Origin of the sequence: Rhodoferax mekongensis, from assembly GCF_032191775.1 — a bacterium.
Taxonomy (GTDB): domain Bacteria; phylum Pseudomonadota; class Gammaproteobacteria; order Burkholderiales; family Burkholderiaceae_C; genus Allorhodoferax; species Allorhodoferax mekongensis.
Genome location: NZ_CP132507.1, coordinates 558354 through 574980 on the forward strand (window position 1 = coordinate 558354; position 16627 = coordinate 574980).

Below are 16627 nucleotides of genomic sequence, written 5' to 3' on the forward strand. Positions count from 1 at the left end.
ATGTTGCTTTACATAGGTTTACGCAGCAACGGTAAACGGCGCACAGCCCGCGGGGGTTAAGTACCCATGGCAAGTTCGCCATGCACTGAAACTGAATATGTTGAAACAATCTCTGATCGCTACTGCTTTGGTTATCTCCACGTTTGGCGCTTTTGCCCAAGCACCTGCTGCAACACCCGCAGCACCTGCCGCCGCGACAGCACCCGCTCCCGCAAAGGCACCTGAAGCCGCGAAAGAGAAGCACACCGAACACAAGGCTGATGCCGAAGCCAAAAAGGCCAAGCATGAGGAAATGAAGGCCAAGCGCGAAGCACGCAAAGCAGAGCGCGCAGCCAAGAAGGCCAAGCACCAGGAAGCCAAGGCCGCAGCACCAGCTACTCCTGCAGCCCCCGCAGCACCAGCAACGCCCGCTGCCAAATAAGCACGTTGCGCAGGGCGCCCTAAGCCGCTGCATGAAGGCCACCTCCGGGTGGCCTTTTTGCGTCCGATCTGCAGCAGGCCCTATCAGCCCACCACCAACGTGACAGCAGGTCCCTCGGCCAATCGTTATATTGGGAACAACATTCATTCACCCGAACCTTTTCCCATGCGTATCTGGCAAAAACCGGTCTCTGTGGAGATCCTCACACACATCAGCAAAAACACGGCTGTCGAGCAACTTGGCATCGAGTTCACCGAAGTCGGTGACGACTATCTGGTGGGCCGCGTGCCGGTGGACCACCGCACCCACCAACCTTTCGGGCTTTTGCACGGCGGTGTGTCTGTGGTGTTGGCCGAGACTCTGGGTTCGTGCGGTGCGGGGTTTGCCATTCCAGAGGGCTACAACGCTGTCGGTCTGGACATCAATGCCAATCACCTCAAGGGCGTCAAAACGGGCTGGGTCACCGCCATAGCGCGTCCGGTACACATGGGCCGCACCACCCATGTGTGGCAGATTGACATGCGCAATGAGGCCGGCGAAATGACCTGTGTTTCGCGCATCACGATGGCGATTCTGGCGCCGCGCTAGCAAGCCGTCGCCCCAAGTTCCGACCTTGCATGGGCACGTATCCCTACGCCACCGCCCTATCGACGTGGGCGCTGCTTTTGGGAAGCTCTGCCGCACTGGCACAGCAAGGTAGCGATGACCCCGCCAACCACTACGGCCGCTACACCAATGCCCAACTGGAAGCAGTGTGCGACGCCATGTCGCCCACCCGCTACATCAGCGGCTTGACAGATGGTGGCTGGGGCACGCTCGGCATAGGCGGCAAAACCTACTATTACCGCTCGGCCTGCTACATGGAACTTGTGCGTCGCACCGGCCGCGCTGAACTGTGTGCCAAGGTGGTGGAGCGGCGCTCGCTGTGGGGTGATGGCTCCAACCACTCACCGAAAGCCTGTGCGGAAGTGGCTGCGGCCTACCAGGCGCGCGAAAAGCAGAGTGCGCAGGAGCTGGCTGCTTTCAAAGCCTCGGTAGAGGGCGCTTTCAAGATCAGTGAACTGCAGGTGCAAGTTCTGCCAGGGGGCCATTGGCAGGTGGAAGTGCACACCGAAGGCCAGCGCTCCGGGACCTACCAACTGCAACTCGTGAAGGTGCGTGATGGCACCGTCTTGCGGCAAGAGACGCTGTCTCTGAGCCGGCCAGAGTCGTTCAAATGGGAACTGAGTCGTGCCGAGGTGGTCGCTGGCAGCCGGCTTCCGGACATCTTCCCGATGGCGGTGCGCATGAGCTATCTCGTGCCGGCCAGCGCCAGCCGGCCTGCGGCAGCGCACAGCACCGACATACGCAACTTCACACTCTCTGCAGAGTGAGTAGTGCTCAGGCGGACTCGCTGCCGCTCTTGGCCATGCGCTCGCTCTTCCAGTACACATCGTCCCCCACCGTGCCATCGGTACGGTAACGGTTGAGCACGCGCGCGAGTACGAACATCAGATCCGAGAGGCGGTTGAGGTACTGGCGAGGTGTGTCTTTCAAAGCCTCTTCATTGCCCAGCGCCACCACCGCGCGCTCGGCCCGGCGAGCCACGGTGCGGCAGACATGCGCCAGCGAAGCAGCTCGGGTACCGGCCGGAAGAATGAACTCCTCCAAACGCGGCAACGTAGCGTTGTGCTCAGCCAAAGCCTCGTCCAAAGCCAACACGGCCTCGTGCTTGAGCAGTTCAAACCCGGGGATCGACAACTCGCCGCCCAGATTGAAAAGCTGGTGCTGGATTTCGACCAACAAGCTGCGCACCGCAGGCGGCATGTCTTCGCACAGCAGCACACCGAGGTGGCTGTTGAGCTCGTCCACATCGCCCATGGCGTGCACCCGCAGGCTGTTTTTAGAAACACGGGTGTTGTCGCCCAGCCCCGTGGTGCCGTTGTCCCCTGTGCGGGTGGCGATTTGTGTGAGTCGGTTTGCCATGCGCACATTGTGGCAGGCACTGCTGCCGTTTGCCCGCCAGCAAAGTGACAGCCCCTCGCGCCGCGCAGATTCCTACAATGGCGAAAACAAGGAGACACGCCATGAACGCCCCCACCGCCCTGAACCACCTGTTGCCCCAAGTGAACCTGCGCGAAGTGCCCACCGCTTTGTTGGACGCCCTCAAGGCCCGCTTCGGCGATCAGCTCTCCACCGCGCTGGTGGTGCGCGAGCAGCACGGGCGCGATGAGTCGGCCTTTGACGTGCCGCCACCCTCGGCGGTGGTGTTCGCGCAAAACACGCAGGACGTGAGCGATGCGGTCCGACTGGCCGCCCAATACCTGGTGCCGGTGATTCCCTTCGGCGTGGGCTCTTCACTGGAAGGGCATTTGCTGGCGGTGCAAGGTGGCATCAGCCTGGATGTGAGCCGCATGAACAAGGTGCTGTCCATCAACGCCGAGGACCTGACCGTCACCGTGCAGCCCGGCGTGACGCGCAAGCAACTCAATGACGAGATCAAATCCACCGGCCTCTTCTTCCCCATCGACCCCGGCGCGGACGCCACCATAGGCGGCATGAGCGCCACCCGTGCCAGCGGAACCAACGCGGTGCGCTACGGCACCATGCGCGAAAACGTGCTGGCCCTGGAAGTGGTGACCGCCAGCGGAGACATCATCCGCACCGGCACCCGCGCCAAAAAGAGCAGCGCCGGCTACGACCTGACCCGCCTGATGGTGGGCAGCGAAGGCACACTGGGCGTGATCACCGAAGTCACCGTCAAGCTCTACCCGCTGCCCGAGGCAGTGATGGCCGCCACCTGCTCATTCAACAGCCTGGCCGATGCGGTGAACACCACCATCCAGCTCATTCAACTCGGCGTGCCGATTGCACGCTGCGAGCTGCTGGACGAGAACACCATCCGCATGGTCAATGCGCACTCCAAGCTCACCCTGCGCGAAGGCGCCATGCTGTTGATGGAGTTCCACGGCTCGCCCGAAGGTGTGAAAGAACAGGTGCAAACCGTGCAGGACATTGCCGCCGAGTTCGGCGGTGCAGCGTTCGAGTGGGCCGAAACGCCGGAAGAACGCACCCGCCTGTGGACGGCGCGGCACAACGCTTACTTTGCCGGCATCCAGTCGCGCCCGGGCTGCAAAGCCATCACCACCGACACCTGCGTGCCCATCTCCAGCCTGGCGGACGCGCTCTTGGACAGCGTGACCGAGGCCCAAGAGGCGGGCATCCCCTTCTTCCTGGTCGGCCACGTGGGAGACGGCAACTTCCACATGGGCTACCTGATTGACCCCGCCATTCCGTCCGAGCGTGAGTTGGCCGAGCAGCTCAACCACCAGCTGGTGGCACGTGCACTCAAGCTGGGCGGCACCTGCACCGGCGAGCACGGTGTGGGCTTGCACAAGCAGGGCTTTCTGGTGGAGGAAACCGGCCATGGCGCAGTGGAGATGATGCGCACCATCAAGCGCGCCCTGGATCCGCATAACATCCTGAATCCTGGAAAAATCTTTTCGCTATAAATTCAGGAGCTGCTAGCGCACACTCCATGAGCGCTGGCAGCCTTTTTGGTACTTAATCAGGGCAAGGAGCTGGCTATGGGAATCATGTTCTGGATCGTGGTGGCAGTGGCGATGTTCTATCTGATCAGCGTCTACAACGGGCTGGTGGAGGTCAAGAATGCGGTCTCCAAGGCTTGGGCCAATATCGATGTGCTGCTCAAACAGCGCCATGACGAGCTGCCCAAGCTGATCGACACCTGCAAGCAGTACATGCAGTACGAGCAAGCCACCTTGGAGAAAGTGATTGCAGCCCGCGCCCAGGTATCCAGCGCCCGCGAGTCCCAGGACGTGGCGGCCGTGGGTCGCGCCGAGACCGGCTTGCGCAACGGGCTGGGCCAGTTGTTCGCGCTCGCCGAGAGCTACCCCGACCTCAAGGCCAATGAGCAGTTTGTGCAGCTGCAGTCACGCATCAGCAGCCTGGAGAACAGCATTGCCGACCGCCGCGAGTTTTACAACGAGTCCGTCAACATCAACAACGTGCGCATCGAGCAGTTTCCCGGCGTGCTGGTGGCGCGGTTCTTCAACTTCAAGAGTGCCGAGCTGCTGAAGTTCAGCACTGAAGAGTTGCAGGACGTGGACATTTCCGCGCGCTTCAAGGCCTGACGGGCGGTGGGTCTGCAACTGATGGGCTTGCGCTGGCTGCGCAGCCAGAGCATGAACGGGCTGCTGGCAGCCGTTTATTTCGGAATCGCCGGCGGGGCATTTCACGCGGGGTCCGGCCAGCATTGGCCCTGGGCCGCGGGTGCCATCAGCGCCATCGGCCTGCTGGCCTGGGGTGCTGCGCTGCGACGGGCACGGGCCATCTCCAACATCGCCACCTCGCGCATTGCCTCGGCCGCACAGGGCTACGTGGAGCTGCAAGGACGCACCAACACCACCGACCTGATTTACAGCCCCTTGAGCAACTCGCCCTGCATCTGGTACCGCTACGCCATCTATGAGCGCGACAGTGACAACGACTGGAAGGAAGTGGAAAGCGGCACGAGCAGCGCCACCTTTGACCTGCATGACGGCAGTGGCGTGTGCACCATAGACCCCGACCATGCCGAAGTGATGGGCGTACCAGAGACGTCCCGCGTATCCGGCGACACCAAGCACGTGGAGCACTTGCTGCACGGTGGACGCAACTTGTATGCGCTGGGTGAGTTTGTGACCGTGGGCGGTGCCAACTCGGTCTTGAGCTTGCGCGAAGACGTGAATGCCCTGCTCACCAGCTGGAAGCAGAACCCCGCCGAGCTGCAACGCCGCTTCGACCTGAACCGGGACGGCGAGATCGACCTGAAAGAATGGGAGCTGGCCCGCCGACTGGCCACCCGCACGGTGGAGAAAGAACACCGCAACATCCGCGCGCAACCCGGCGTGCACATGCTGCGCGCACCGCAAGACGGGCGCTTGTTTTTGCTCTCGCCGCTCTCACCCCAATCCCTGCGCCGGCGTTACCTGCTATGGAGCGGCTTCCACCTGGCAGTGTGCCTGGGTGCCGCTTTCATCACCCTGAAAACGCTCCTGATTCGATAGCTGTCCGCGCAGATTCGACGGGCGCTAGCGCCCTGAAACACGCATAAATCAGAAGGGCCAGGCCGGGCTGGCGACGGACATGTCCACCTTGCGCACCGTGCTGTGGTTGTTGGTACTGGTATTGGCATAAAACAGCGCCGGCTCTACCGCATACGTGAACGCTGCCACCTGCGCAGCCGCAGCCGCCGAGTAGCGCACACCCCACAGGTCGAAGGTCGGGCGCTGGTCACGTTGGGTGATCCACGAGAGGGTGATGAGCAGGTTGTCGTTGCCGGTCGGGCTGGGCTTGGTGGCATAGGTGCTGTAGCCCAGCTTGTTGCGGTTGGCTGCCCAGTCGGCATCGGCCACGGCGTCAAACTGGCGCTGGTGCAGGTACAGCAAGGTGATGATGTCCCAGCCGGTGGCAATGCTCACCTGGCGCTGGGCCCAGTAGTGCACCCACTGCATGTAAAAAGCCATGCGCTCGCCGTTCTGCACCGCGTAGGCGGCGTTACCCCAGATGCTTTGGTAAGCCGCCTCCACAGGATCGGCCTGCAACTTGGCGGCTTTGATCATGTTGAAGGCGGACAAGTAGCTCACGCGGGTATCGCCCGTGTTGTAGCCCATCTCACTGAGCATGCGCCAGCCTTTGTGCAAGGGGAACAGGTTGTTGGAGACCTCGGTGCTGCGGTCGTCATAGACCTTGTGCATGCCCTTTTGCTGGTTGTGACCCACCTCGTGGCTTTCACCCCAGCCGCGGGGGCTGAGGCCCCAGTCCTGGTCATACGGGTTGCCTGAGCAGCCGCTGCCGCACTGCGAATAGTTGTCCACGTTGATGTGCTGTGTTCCGGGGACGCGGTGCAGCGTGGCATCGGTACAGTTCCAGCCCAGACTGGTGCACATGGCCTGCACATGGGCGGTCAAGCTTTTGCCTGGCAACGCATAGCCGGCCAGCATGTAGAGGTCTTCGAAGAAGAGGGTTTTCACCTCGTTCAAAAACTTGTCGATGTCGCCCGCGTAATCGGTTCCGTTGATGACGGCACGCATCTTGTCGGCACGGGAGTGGATCTCAATACCTGCGAGCTTGATCTCGGCCCACTCGTGCTGGGCGGCGTTCAGGGCCGTCACAAATGCTGCCTTGTCGCCAGCGCCATTGGACTGGTCCAAGAAGGGATGCTTGGCCACCCCGCGCAAACGCAGTTGCACGTTTTGCTGCGGCGTGGCGTTGCTGAACACCAGCTGCAAGGTGCCGCCATAGGGGCTCACCAACTGCATCGCCTGGCCGGTGCTGAGCACCATGTCCGGGCTGGCCAAAAAGCGAGGGCGGTTGTACCGGTTGGGGTCCCACAGGCGGGTGGAGCCGGTGCGCTGGGTGTTGAGGCGCAGGGACACATTGGCGCTGCCCGCGCTGAGCAGCTCGACCGTCACCGGCTTGCCCGGAGCCGCAAGGCGGCCGATGGCTGTAAAGCCACTGGTGGACGGCACGGTTACGTCGACTACTTCATCCGTGTCGCTCACCGCCATGCCAGCGGTCACGGCACTGGCAAAGCTCCCCAGGTCCGCCTGCGCGGTAGCAACCGGACGCACATAAGCCACCAGGGCATCGGCAATCAGCGCTTTCTGAAACGCCGCCGGGGTGCTGATTTTGTCCATGGGGTAACGGAGCTGGCGCCGCACCACGTCAGCCCACAGCACCAGGTAGCGCAACACGTCGGTATCGGCTGTGGCAAAGATGTTCTGACCTGCTTTGTTGAACACATCGATCTGGCTGCGCAAGGTATCTACGGGCGACAGCAAGTTGGACTGCAGGCTGGCCACCCCCGAACAATCGGTCTTGCCGGCGGTGACGGTGCACGGCGACCAGTCGTAGGGCATGCTGAAACTGTCGGAGGCCAGCAGGTTCAACATGGCCGTGGTTTTGGCGAACTGGTCGGAAAGCGTGCGGTTGCTCGCTTCGCTGCGGCCGGCTGCCACCTTGTCGCTGGCCCAGTAATTACCGCCATACGGGCCGAACTGCAGGCCCATGCCCGCCAGCACCTGGATGGCCGAGTCGCTGGTCCAGTTGCTTTTGGTGTGCACGTAGAGCACCGGCCGCCCGGATGCCACCAGCGCCCGGATGCTGGCCTCCAGACTGGCACTGGCGGCCAGGTCTCCGCCCACCACCAACAGGTGCGCATTGGTGGCGCAGGCCGGAGTGGCAATGAAGTCACAGGCGATGGTGGCAACCGGCACTCCGGTCTTCACCATACCGGCCGCACTGCTGCTGGCGTTGATGCCCGCAAAGGCCACATTCAGCGTGGCGGGCAAGGTGCCGGCAGCATCACCACGCACCAGCCAGGCCAGAAGGCGCTTGAAGGCGGGCCGGTAGGCGACCAACTCATTGGCATTGAACTTGGAAAGCACCTGCACACCAAAGCCAGCGCTGCGGCCGCCACCCGCCACACTGATACTGGCCAAGGCGTTGCCCTGGTCACCCACGATCAGCGGTTGTGCCGTGGCGGTATTGCGGGGCTGCACCCAATAGCTCCACTGGGTGGGGTCGTATTCGGTGCTCACCCCTTGGTACAGGCTGCTGATGCGCGCTGCCTGCGTCAGGCTGATTTGCTGCTGTGCGTACTGGGCATGCTGAGCCACCAGCTTGGCATCGGTGAGCGCGCTCGCGTCGCCGCTTTGAAGGGCTTGCGAAATCTGGCTACTGGCCTGGGGCGCAGCCACCATCGTTGCGGTGGTGCTGGGCGCACTGGAGTTGGGACTGTCACCCGATCCACCGCCACCACAGGCCGTGAGAAGCGCAGCCAAGGCCAGGGTGGACCATCCGACACGATGACGATTGATTGTTGTTGTTGTGTTTGCTGTGTGCGGGCGCATGCCGGGTCTCCGCCCTGCCTCTACCGCGTGCAGGGACGGCGGATTGTCGGTGCACGCATTGGCAAAACGACGCCCTGCTGACAGGCTGCAACGCGCCTTACAAAGGCTTACCCGGCGTCCGGCACGGGCGATACAGAAAACCGGGTTTTACGACCCGACCATGAGCCCAGTGGCAGTAAGACTGGCTTTTAGAGAACCGCGACCTCGGCGATGGCGTTGGCCATGTATTCGATCTTCTGCTGCATGTCCGCATCCGTATCGGCATGGCGCACCGCAATGCCGCGGAAGGTGTCTTGCACGGCAACAAAGGCGTCTACCAGCGCAGGATCGAAGTGTGAGCCGCGAGCTTCCGTGATGATTTCCACCGCGCGGTCTACAGACACGCCGTCCTTGTAAACCTTGTTGCTGATCAGTGCATCAAACACATCGGCCAGCGCCACGATGCGGGCAGACAGCGGAATTTGCTCCCCCCACAAGCCCTTGGGGTAGCCGGTACCGTCCCATTTTTCCTGGTGGCACAGGGTGAGTTCTTTGGCGACCGTGAGCAGTGGGGACACACGGCCCAAGGTCTTTTCTGCGCGCACCAGTGCGTCGTGACCCAGCGTGGTGTGGGTGCGCATGATGGCAATCTCATCCGGGGTCAGGCGGCCGGGTTTGAGCAGGATGCGGTCCGGAATGCCGATGGTGCCCATGTCGTACATGGGTACGCTGCCTACCAATGTCTCGACGTAGGCGGGAGTCAACGTGGCGGCATAGGCGGGGTTCTTTTGCAACTCGCCACACAATGCGCGCACATAGTTCTGAACCCGCAGGAGGTGGCTCTCGGTGTCCGAGTCGCGCAGCTCGGCCAGCGTGGCCAAAGCAAACACCACGACCTGAGCCGCGTGCAGGGCTTCGTCGGCGTCGGTGTGAGGGGCAGAGCTAGTGTGGGTCATGCAGATTCTCCTGGGGGCACCGGCAGAGGCGCCTGGTACAGCCATACCATTTTGCCACCGGGTGCGCGCCAGCTGGCGCGCGGTGTGGAAGTTGTTGCTTCAAAGTCCAAACTCACCAGCCAAGCTCCCGGCCGCAGCTCGGCGCGGGCCTTGTCCACGGCGCGCGCCATGCTTTCAGGGCGCTGGAACACGTACACCATGTCATAGCGGGCCCAGCTCGCTTTCCAGATATCTGCCCGGGTGACGTGGGCCCAGGGGCAGCGCAAACCGCAGAGCAGACGCAGGGGCCAGCTCCACTCCATGCCGTGCAGCTCGGCCTGTGGGTAGGCCAAACGCAAGGCCTGCAGGCCATGGCCCAGGCCGCAACCGGCATCGAGCACATGAGCGCCTTGGGGTAAGGGAGCGTGCCTCGGCAAATCAACCAGCGCATGGGGCGGGGTGGGAAACAGCGGTGCATCGCGCCAGGCGTTCACCGGATAAACCAGGAGCAACAGCCCCAAAGGCAGCAGCCAGGCCCACGCCGGCAACGAGTCCGCCCCCAAGGCTGACAGGCTGGCTGCCAGCGACAGGGGAAAGCCCGCCGCAATCAGCAAACGCCGCCACCAGGTCGCGCCCCACAAGCTGCAGGCGACCCCCAAGGCACTGCTCAGGCCCAGTGCCCACTGCAAGGCCATGCCCTGCCCCAGCAGCTCGCGGAACACCGCCCAACATAGGGCCCACGCCAGCACCGCAGGCAGCGGCCATTGCCAATGGACAGGATTCAGGCGGCGCATCGATTTATGAGCCAAAAGTGCCGCCAGCGCTCATGGAATATGCGCAAGCAGCTCCTGTTTTCATAGCATATAGTTTGACGACGCCGTAGTTAACGGTTGCCGCCCGGCGCCAATCGGTCGATCAGACCGTTCAGCTCATCGAGCGAGCCGAACTGGATCACCACTTCTCCCATTTCCTCGAAACGGCCGTGGCGCTTGACGCGCTTTTTGATGTGCACATCCACCTGGGCCATGAGCAAATCAGAGAGTTCTTCTTCCACACGCTTGATGTCACGCGACTTTTCCTTGGCCGGCTTTTGCGGCTTGAGGGAGAACTCAGCACTGAGCTTTTTGACCAAACTCTCGGCTTCGCGCACCGACATTTTTTTGGTGGCGATCTGGTTGGCTGCGGTGATCTGCGTGCCGCGGTCCAAGGCCAACAAGGCACGGGCGTGGCCCATGTCGATGTCGCCGGCCATCAGCATGGTCTGCACCGGATCGGCGAGGTTCAAGAGGCGCAGCAGGTTGCTCGCCGCGCTGCGCGAACGGCCCACGGCCTGGGCCGCGGTTTCGTGGGTGAGGCCGAATTCCCGGATCAAACGCTGCAGACCCTGCGCTTCTTCCAGCGGGTTCAGGTCTTCACGCTGGATGTTTTCGATCAGCGCCATCGCAGCGGCGGCCTCGTTGGGCACGTCGCGCACCAGCACCGGCACCTCGGTCAGGCCGGCCAGTTTGGCGGCGCGGAAGCGGCGTTCACCGGCGATGATTTCATAGACGGCGCGCTTGCGGCCATCGCCAATGTGCTTGGCGGCATCTGCCTCATCGAGCTTGCGCACCAGTATCGGTTGCATGATGCCCTGTGCCTTGATGCTCTCTGCCAGCTCGTACAGGGCACCCTCGTCCATGCGGGTGCGCGGCTGGTAGACGCCTGCCACCATATCGGCCAACAGCAAGGTGCTGGGCGTGGTCTGAGTCGCGGGGGTGGCATCGGCTGCAGGAGCATCCACCACTTTGGGTCCCAGCAGGGCTTCCAGGCCCATGCCCAAGCCTTTGGGTTTTTTCGTAACCATGTTTCTATTCCTCTTTTTATAGTCGCTATTTTCCGTTGAGCATCTCGAATGGCACTCCGCACTTTATGCACTTTGGCAAATGCAAAGTGCCTATCTCAAGCTCACGGTTCTGGGTTAAAGAAACTCCGCAAAAGGGGCACTTTGGTTTGAACAGAATGGAAAAGAGCATTTGAGCAACAAGAAAACAGGCTGCGAAACCTATCGCTGCGCCCTGCCATCCATGCTCTTTGAAGAGCAAGATAGAAACTAACGCTCCGACAGCACTACCTGCTAGATATCCATATTTTTCACGCTTCCTAAGAAGCGCCACCTTTTGGGCAGCGGCGATGCCGTTTAAACGTTTGTCCCGCTTCATATGCGCTGATTGCTTCTGCCAGCCGCAACTTCCATGAGTCGCCGCAACCTAGCCAACCCTTCTGGCCAGTCACCCAAGCCGGACTCGGCATTTAGGTGACCGGCGTTGCCGCAGTCCACGAAGTCGGCTCCCCAGGCGGCGGCGAACTGCTGTGCCCGCTCAAAGCTGCAATAAGGGTCGTTGCGGCTGCCCAGCAACTCGGCAGCGAAGGGCAACTTGTCCATGACGACCGGCCACCAGCTCTTGAGCGGGGCCAGCAACTCCTCACGCTCCGGGTCACCGGGGCCGACCAGAAAGGCAGCCTTCACGCGGTGGGTGTTCTGCGAATGTTGGGCCCAGGCGGCGGTGAGTATGCAGCCCAGGCTGTGTGCCACCAGCACCACTGGCGTGGGTGCGGCCAGCACGGTTTCTTCGAGCTGCATCATCCAGTCGCCGCGCAGCGGTTGCATCCAGTCGTGCTGCTGCACCCGGGTAAAGCCATGCAAGGCTTCCCAGCGGCTTTGCCAATGGGCCGGGCCGGAGTTCTGCCAGCCGGGCAACAGGAGGGTGGTGAAGCTTGCGAGTTCCATGGGTTTACATGACCTTGATGCGGTCCACCATCTCTTGCGCAAAGGTCACGAAAGACTGCGCGCCTTTGGACTGAGGATCGAACACCACACCGGGCACGCCGTAGCTGGGCGCCTCGGCCAGACGCACGTTACGGGGGATGACGGTGTCGAACACCTTGTCGCCGAAGTGGGCCTTGAGCTGGTCGCTCACCTGGTTTTGCAAGGTAATGCGGGGGTCGAACATCACGCGCAGCAGGCCGATGATCTGCAGGTCGTCGTTGAGGTTGGCCTTGACCTGCTTGATGGTGTTGACCAGATCCGTCAGGCCTTCGAGGGCGAAGTACTCGCATTGCATGGGCACGATCACACCATGGGCGCAGCAAAGGCCGTTGAGGGTGAGCATGCTCAAGGAGGGCGGGCAGTCGATAAGAACGAAGTCGTATTCATGGTCCACCACTGCCAGCGCCTGTTTGAGGCGGCGCTCACGTCGCTCCAGCTCCACCATTTCCACCTCGGCACCCGCCAGTTCGCGGTTGGCGCCCAGGATGTCGTAGCTGCAGCCGCCCTCGATCAGCTTTTCGCTTTTGGCACGGGCTTCGGCCACCGTGGCGGATTCCAGCAGCACGTCGTACACCGTGAGTTCGAGTTTGCGCTTGTCCACCCCCGAGCCCATGGTGGCATTGCCCTGCGGGTCCAGGTCAATCATCAACACCCGCTGCCCGACCTTGGCCAGACCTGCAGCCAGGTTGACGGTGGTGGTGGTTTTGCCGACGCCACCTTTTTGGTTGGCAACGCAGAAGATTTTGGCCATAGGACGCTCAGGGTGTGAAAACGAAAAACAGAAACAGCGGTGGAATTACTTGGCGGACTGCAGGGCCAGCTTGATGCCAAAGCCCACCAGAAACAGACCCGCCACTTTCTCCAGCACCCGGCCGATGCGGGGGTCGGCCCGCATACGCTCGGCCAGAAAGTGGGTCAACAGCGTGGCGCCAAGACCGTAGAGAAAAGTCAAAAAGGCAATCGTCGCGGCCATGAATCCATAGGTCACCAGTCCTTGCTGGTTCGCGCGATCCACAAATAGGGGGAAGAAGGCCATGTAAAACAGGATGGCCTTGGGGTTGAGCAGCGTGATGAGCAAAGCCTGGCGCAGGTAGTGGCCTGCCTTGATGTTGAGCACCGGTGCAGCGCCGGGTTTGGCGGTCAACATCTTGTAGCCCAGCCAAGCCAGATAAGCAGCGCCGGCCCACTGAACAGCGTGGAAGGCTTCGGGGTACGCGGCCAGCAGGGCCGCCACACCCGCGACGGCAGACCACATCAGCACCTGGTCACCAAGGATCACACCGAGGGTAGCGGCCAGTCCACCGGCAATACCACCCTTGCTGGTAGACGTCACCAAAGCCAAATTACCCGGGCCGGGAATGGCCAGGAACACGATGATGGTGATGACAAAGGTACCGTAATCGGTGACGCCGAGCATGGGTTTGCTTTCTTGGAGATGGGTGTCGAGTTTACGTTGGAAAGTTTGTGGCGAGGGTTGGGATTTGGGTTGCTGGCGTGCTCAGATCGCCAGAGTGTTGTTTCACGTGAAACCTTATCGGGTGCAGATTGCACGGTGACTATGGTGCTGGGCTCGCTGTGCGCCAAGGGTACACCCCGCCGTTCGTGTCCCCCGCCTGCTGCGCAGGCTCCTTCTTGACCTCACTTTGGGGTGCACCCCTGCCACGCCGCTGCGAAGAGCGCATAGGGGCGCCGACCGTAGGTTTGCCAGCGCTTTGTAGGGGTTGGCGTTTTGCGCAGGTCAAGGAGGAGCCCGCACAGCGGGCGGGGGACACGGAGCAAAACGCCAACCCCTACCCATCCCCACAAAAACGCAAGCCACAAGACCTTAGGCGGCTGCCCTCTTCCGCATCCACACAATGCACCGCTCCGCATCCAACCCAGGCACCACAAGCTGTTCCACGTGAAACACTTCCACAGAACCAGGCAGCGCAGCCATCTCGTCCGCCGGGTGCTTGCCCTTCATTCCCATCCACACCCCCTGCCCAGCCAAGGCTTTTTCGGACCAGGTGGTGAAGTCCACCAAAGAAGCAAAGGCACGCGAGCTGACCACGTCGTAGGGCTCAGTCAAGCTTTCCACCCGCGCATGGATGCCACGCAGGTTAGGCAGCTTCAAGGTCACTGCCACCTGCTGGATGAACGCAGCCTTCTTGGCCACCGTATCGACACAGTGCACCGTGATGTGCGGGCAGCAAATGGCAATCACGATACCGGGCAGGCCAGCACCCGAACCCACATCCAGCAAGCGCGGCTTGTCACTACACACGCCCTGCTCTTTCAAAGCGGCAAGCTGCTTTTGCAAAGGAGCGATCACCGCCAGACTGTCCAGCAAGTGGTGCGTGAGCATCTCATCCGGATCGCGCACCGCCGTCAGGTTGTAGACCTTGGTCCATTTCTGGATCAGGGCAAGGTACTCCAACAATGCAGCTTGCTGGGCAGCGTCCAGATTCAAACTCAATGCTGTGGCCGCTTTGCCCAGTTGCTCCAAGTGACTGGCGCTCATACAGCCTCTGCCTTCTCAGCGAAGCCCCGGAAGTTGCCCTTCTTCAGGTGGATCATCAACAGCGAAATCGTGGCGGGTGTGATGCCGGACAAGCGCGATGCCTGCCCCAGAGTTTCGGGCTTGTACTTGCTCAGGCGCTGGCGGGCTTCGATGCTCAGGGCCGTGACTTGCATATAGTCGAGGTCATCCGGCAAGCGCAGGTTCTCGTAATGTGCGGCACGCTCCACTTCGTCCTTCTGGCGGTTGATATAGCCGGAATACTTGGCAGCAATTTCCACCTGCTCCACCACCGCAGCCACAAAGGCCACTTCAACGGCATCCACGGCAGGCAGCCCTGCTGTTTCACGTGAAACCGCGTCCAGCAAATCACGGTTGGCGTACTTGCCATGGTCCAGCGACATCAGCCCGCCGTAGCTCACATTGGGGCGCCGCAACAGGTCCGCGAGGTTGTACTCATGCTCGATGGACTTGCCCAGCACCCGCTCGGATTCGTCGGCGGCCAGGTTGCGCGGGTTCACCCAGATGCTGCGCAGACGTTCTGTTTCACGTGAAACAGCATCGCGCTTGCGGCAGAAGGCATCCCAACGCGCGTTGTCCACCAAGCCCAGTTCACGACCCACTTCGGTCAAACGGGCATCGGCATTGTCTTCCCGCAGCTGCAAGCGGAACTCCGCCCGGCTGGTGAACATGCGGTAGGGCTCGGTCACGCCCTTGGTAATCAGGTCATCCACTAGCACGCCCAGGTAGGCTTGGTCACGGCCGGGCAACCAGGTGTCGCCGCTGTAGCTGGCGCTGCCCGCCGCACTCAGGGCCACATCGCCACCGCCCATGGCGCGCACTTGCAATGCTGCGTTGATACCGGCAAACATCCCTTGCGCCGCCGCCTCTTCATAGCCGGTGGTGCCGTTGATCTGACCGGCAAAGAACAGTCCGCCAATCTGGCGTGTCTCAAAACTACCCTTCAGGCTGCGCGGGTCAAAGTAGTCGTACTCAATGGCATAACCGGGGCGCAGAATGTGCGCGTTCTCCAGGCCGGCCATGCTGCGCACCAACTCGTACTGGATATCGAAAGGCAGGCTGGTGCTGATGCCGTTGGGGTAGTACTCGTGGGTGGTCAGGCCCTCGGGCTCCAAAAAGATCTGATGACTGTCTTTGTCGGCAAAGCGGTTGATCTTGTCTTCCACACTCGGGCAGTAGCGCGGGCCCACGCCCTCGATCTTGCCGGTGAACATGGGGCTGCGGTCAAAACCGCTGCGAATGATGTCGTGCGTACGCTCGTTGGTATGGGTGATCCAGCAGGGCACTTGCTGTGGATGCATGGCCACATTGCCCATGAAACTGACCACCGGCATCACATCGCTCATGCCACCGGGCACGCCGTCGCCAGGCTGCTCAATGCACTTGCTGAAGTCGATGCTGCGGCCGTCAATGCGCGGCGGGGTTCCGGTCTTGAGGCGGCCCTGGGGCAGCTTCAGTTCTTTGAGTCGGGCCGACAGCGACACGGCGGGCGGGTCGCCTGCCCGGCCGGCGGCATAGTTGTTCAGGCCCACATGAATCTTGCCGTCCAGAAAGGTGCCGGCCGTCAGCACCACCGTCTTGCCCCTGAAGCGGATGCCCACCTGCGTGACGGCACCCACCACCCGCTCGCCTTCGACCATCAGGTCATCGACGGCTTGTTGAAACAACGAGAGGTTGGGTTGGTTCTCCAGCATGCGCCGGATCGCGGCTTTATAGAGCACGCGGTCTGCCTGCGCACGGGTAGCCCGCACGGCCGGGCCCTTGCTGGAATTGAGAATGCGGAACTGGATGCCCGCCTCGTCGGTCGCCAGCGCCATCGCGCCGCCCATGGCATCCACCTCTTTGACCAGGTGGCCCTTGCCGATGCCGCCGATAGAAGGGTTGCAGCTCATCTGCCCCAGGGTCTCGATGTTGTGGGAGAGCAGCAGGGTCTTGCAGCCCATGCGGGCGGCCGCGAGCGCAGCCTCGGTTCCGGCATGGCCGCCGCCGACAACGATGACGTCGAATTCTTGTGGGTACAACATGGCATGGGGGCGCGGGGGCGGACCACAGTGCGAGTCCGGCCGGCGCAAT

At 61.9% G+C, this 16627-nt stretch carries 17 protein-coding genes; 6 read left to right on the forward strand and 11 right to left on the reverse strand.

The features are described 5' to 3' along the window. The first annotated feature begins 97 nt into the window (after positions 1-97). The 3 genes from RAN89_RS02700 (at position 98) to RAN89_RS02710 (ending at position 1794) form a co-directional block, all read left to right on the forward strand. Positions 98-421 carry a hypothetical protein gene (locus RAN89_RS02700; RefSeq protein ID WP_313868131.1) on the forward strand — a complete coding sequence of 108 codons (324 nt, stop codon included), beginning with the start codon at positions 98-100 and terminating at the stop codon, positions 419-421. Between the two features lie 165 nt (positions 422-586). Further along, a complete protein-coding gene (locus RAN89_RS02705; protein WP_313868132.1) occupies positions 587-1009 on the forward strand; it encodes a hotdog fold thioesterase in 423 nt (140 codons plus the stop codon). Positions 1010-1038: 29 nt separating this feature from the next. Beyond that, complete coding sequence (locus RAN89_RS02710) at positions 1039-1794, forward strand: hypothetical protein (protein ID WP_313868133.1); 756 nt, start codon at positions 1039-1041, stop codon at positions 1792-1794. A 7-nt stretch (positions 1795-1801) separates the two neighbouring features. Here the strand turns inward: RAN89_RS02710 and RAN89_RS02715 are convergent, their stop codons facing one another. Next, complete coding sequence (locus RAN89_RS02715) at positions 1802-2386, reverse strand: cob(I)yrinic acid a,c-diamide adenosyltransferase (protein WP_313868134.1); 585 nt, start codon at positions 2384-2386, stop codon at positions 1802-1804. A gap of 101 nt (positions 2387-2487) precedes the next feature. On the opposite strand from RAN89_RS02715, the gene RAN89_RS02720 reads away from it, so the two are divergent. The 3 genes from RAN89_RS02720 to RAN89_RS02730 all read left to right on the forward strand — a co-directional run bounded on the left by RAN89_RS02720 (position 2488) and on the right by RAN89_RS02730 (position 5469). After that, positions 2488-3912, forward strand: a complete 1425-nt coding sequence (locus tag RAN89_RS02720) for an FAD-binding oxidoreductase (protein WP_313868135.1) — start codon at positions 2488-2490, stop codon at positions 3910-3912. Positions 3913-3987: 75 nt separating this feature from the next. Continuing rightward, on the forward strand, positions 3988-4554 hold the full coding sequence (locus RAN89_RS02725) for a LemA family protein (RefSeq protein WP_313868136.1): 567 nt from the start codon (positions 3988-3990) through the stop codon (positions 4552-4554). Positions 4555-4560: 6 nt separating this feature from the next. Further along, entirely contained in the window at positions 4561-5469 is a 909-nt protein-coding gene (locus tag RAN89_RS02730; protein ID WP_313868137.1) for a hypothetical protein, read from the forward strand. Between the two features lie 48 nt (positions 5470-5517). Here RAN89_RS02730 and RAN89_RS02735 read toward each other — a convergent pair whose 3' ends face one another. The 10 genes from RAN89_RS02735 to mnmG all read right to left on the reverse strand — a co-directional run bounded on the left by RAN89_RS02735 (position 5518) and on the right by mnmG (position 16578). Beyond that, positions 5518-8316 carry an ImpA family metalloprotease gene (locus RAN89_RS02735; protein WP_313868138.1) on the reverse strand — a complete coding sequence of 933 codons (2799 nt, stop codon included), beginning with the start codon at positions 8314-8316 and terminating at the stop codon, positions 5518-5520. A gap of 188 nt (positions 8317-8504) precedes the next feature. Beyond that, positions 8505-9251: an HD-GYP domain-containing protein gene (locus tag RAN89_RS02740; protein ID WP_313868139.1), complete on the reverse strand. Its 747-nt coding sequence runs from the start codon at positions 9249-9251 to the stop codon at positions 8505-8507. After that, positions 9248-10024 carry a class I SAM-dependent methyltransferase gene (locus tag RAN89_RS02745; protein ID WP_313868140.1) on the reverse strand — a complete coding sequence of 259 codons (777 nt, stop codon included), beginning with the start codon at positions 10022-10024 and terminating at the stop codon, positions 9248-9250. Before RAN89_RS02745 ends, RAN89_RS02740 begins: the two co-directional genes overlap by 4 nt. A gap of 89 nt (positions 10025-10113) precedes the next feature. After that, positions 10114-11073: a ParB/RepB/Spo0J family partition protein gene (locus RAN89_RS02750; protein WP_313868141.1), complete on the reverse strand. Its 960-nt coding sequence runs from the start codon at positions 11071-11073 to the stop codon at positions 10114-10116. Positions 11074-11098: 25 nt separating this feature from the next. Next, positions 11099-11428 (reverse strand): hypothetical protein, encoded by a 330-nt coding sequence (locus RAN89_RS02755; RefSeq protein ID WP_313868142.1) that lies wholly within the window; start codon positions 11426-11428, stop codon positions 11099-11101. Then, positions 11425-11997: an RBBP9/YdeN family alpha/beta hydrolase gene (locus RAN89_RS02760; RefSeq protein ID WP_313868143.1), complete on the reverse strand. Its 573-nt coding sequence runs from the start codon at positions 11995-11997 to the stop codon at positions 11425-11427. Before RAN89_RS02760 ends, RAN89_RS02755 begins: the two co-directional genes overlap by 4 nt. A gap of 4 nt (positions 11998-12001) precedes the next feature. Then, a complete protein-coding gene (locus RAN89_RS02765) occupies positions 12002-12787 on the reverse strand; it encodes a ParA family protein (RefSeq protein WP_313868144.1) in 786 nt (261 codons plus the stop codon). A 45-nt stretch (positions 12788-12832) separates the two neighbouring features. After that, positions 12833-13453 carry a LysE family transporter gene (locus RAN89_RS02770; protein WP_313868145.1) on the reverse strand — a complete coding sequence of 207 codons (621 nt, stop codon included), beginning with the start codon at positions 13451-13453 and terminating at the stop codon, positions 12833-12835. A 408-nt stretch (positions 13454-13861) separates the two neighbouring features. Then, the gene (rsmG, locus tag RAN89_RS02775; RefSeq protein ID WP_313868146.1) at positions 13862-14536 is read right to left on the reverse strand and encodes a 16S rRNA (guanine(527)-N(7))-methyltransferase RsmG; all 675 of its coding nucleotides are present in this window, start codon (positions 14534-14536) and stop codon (positions 13862-13864) included. Beyond that, the gene (mnmG, locus tag RAN89_RS02780) at positions 14533-16578 is read right to left on the reverse strand and encodes a tRNA uridine-5-carboxymethylaminomethyl(34) synthesis enzyme MnmG (protein WP_313868147.1); all 2046 of its coding nucleotides are present in this window, start codon (positions 16576-16578) and stop codon (positions 14533-14535) included. The genes rsmG and mnmG overlap by 4 nt, the downstream gene beginning before the upstream one ends. Between the last annotated feature and the right edge of the window lie 49 nt (positions 16579-16627).

Coding starts and splice junctions, on each gene's coding strand:
- RAN89_RS02700 (WP_313868131.1), top strand. CDS start 98: ATGTTGAAACAATCTCTGATCGCTACTGCTTTGGTTATCTCCACGTTT.
- RAN89_RS02705 (WP_313868132.1), top strand. CDS start 587: ATGCGTATCTGGCAAAAACCGGTCTCTGTGGAGATCCTCACACACATC.
- RAN89_RS02710 (WP_313868133.1), top strand. CDS start 1,039: ATGGGCACGTATCCCTACGCCACCGCCCTATCGACGTGGGCGCTGCTT.
- RAN89_RS02715 (WP_313868134.1), bottom strand. CDS start 2,386: ATGGCAAACCGACTCACACAAATCGCCACCCGCACAGGGGACAACGGC.
- RAN89_RS02720 (WP_313868135.1), top strand. CDS start 2,488: ATGAACGCCCCCACCGCCCTGAACCACCTGTTGCCCCAAGTGAACCTG.
- RAN89_RS02725 (WP_313868136.1), top strand. CDS start 3,988: ATGGGAATCATGTTCTGGATCGTGGTGGCAGTGGCGATGTTCTATCTG.
- RAN89_RS02735 (WP_313868138.1), bottom strand. CDS start 8,316: ATGCGCCCGCACACAGCAAACACAACAACAACAATCAATCGTCATCGT.
- RAN89_RS02740 (WP_313868139.1), bottom strand. CDS start 9,251: ATGACCCACACTAGCTCTGCCCCTCACACCGACGCCGACGAAGCCCTG.
- RAN89_RS02745 (WP_313868140.1), bottom strand. CDS start 10,024: ATGCGCCGCCTGAATCCTGTCCATTGGCAATGGCCGCTGCCTGCGGTG.
- RAN89_RS02750 (WP_313868141.1), bottom strand. CDS start 11,073: ATGGTTACGAAAAAACCCAAAGGCTTGGGCATGGGCCTGGAAGCCCTG.
- RAN89_RS02755 (WP_313868142.1), bottom strand. CDS start 11,428: ATGAAGCGGGACAAACGTTTAAACGGCATCGCCGCTGCCCAAAAGGTG.
- RAN89_RS02760 (WP_313868143.1), bottom strand. CDS start 11,997: ATGGAACTCGCAAGCTTCACCACCCTCCTGTTGCCCGGCTGGCAGAAC.
- RAN89_RS02765 (WP_313868144.1), bottom strand. CDS start 12,787: ATGGCCAAAATCTTCTGCGTTGCCAACCAAAAAGGTGGCGTCGGCAAA.
- RAN89_RS02770 (WP_313868145.1), bottom strand. CDS start 13,453: ATGCTCGGCGTCACCGATTACGGTACCTTTGTCATCACCATCATCGTG.
- rsmG (WP_313868146.1), bottom strand. CDS start 14,536: ATGAGCGCCAGTCACTTGGAGCAACTGGGCAAAGCGGCCACAGCATTG.
- mnmG (WP_313868147.1), bottom strand. CDS start 16,578: ATGTTGTACCCACAAGAATTCGACGTCATCGTTGTCGGCGGCGGCCAT.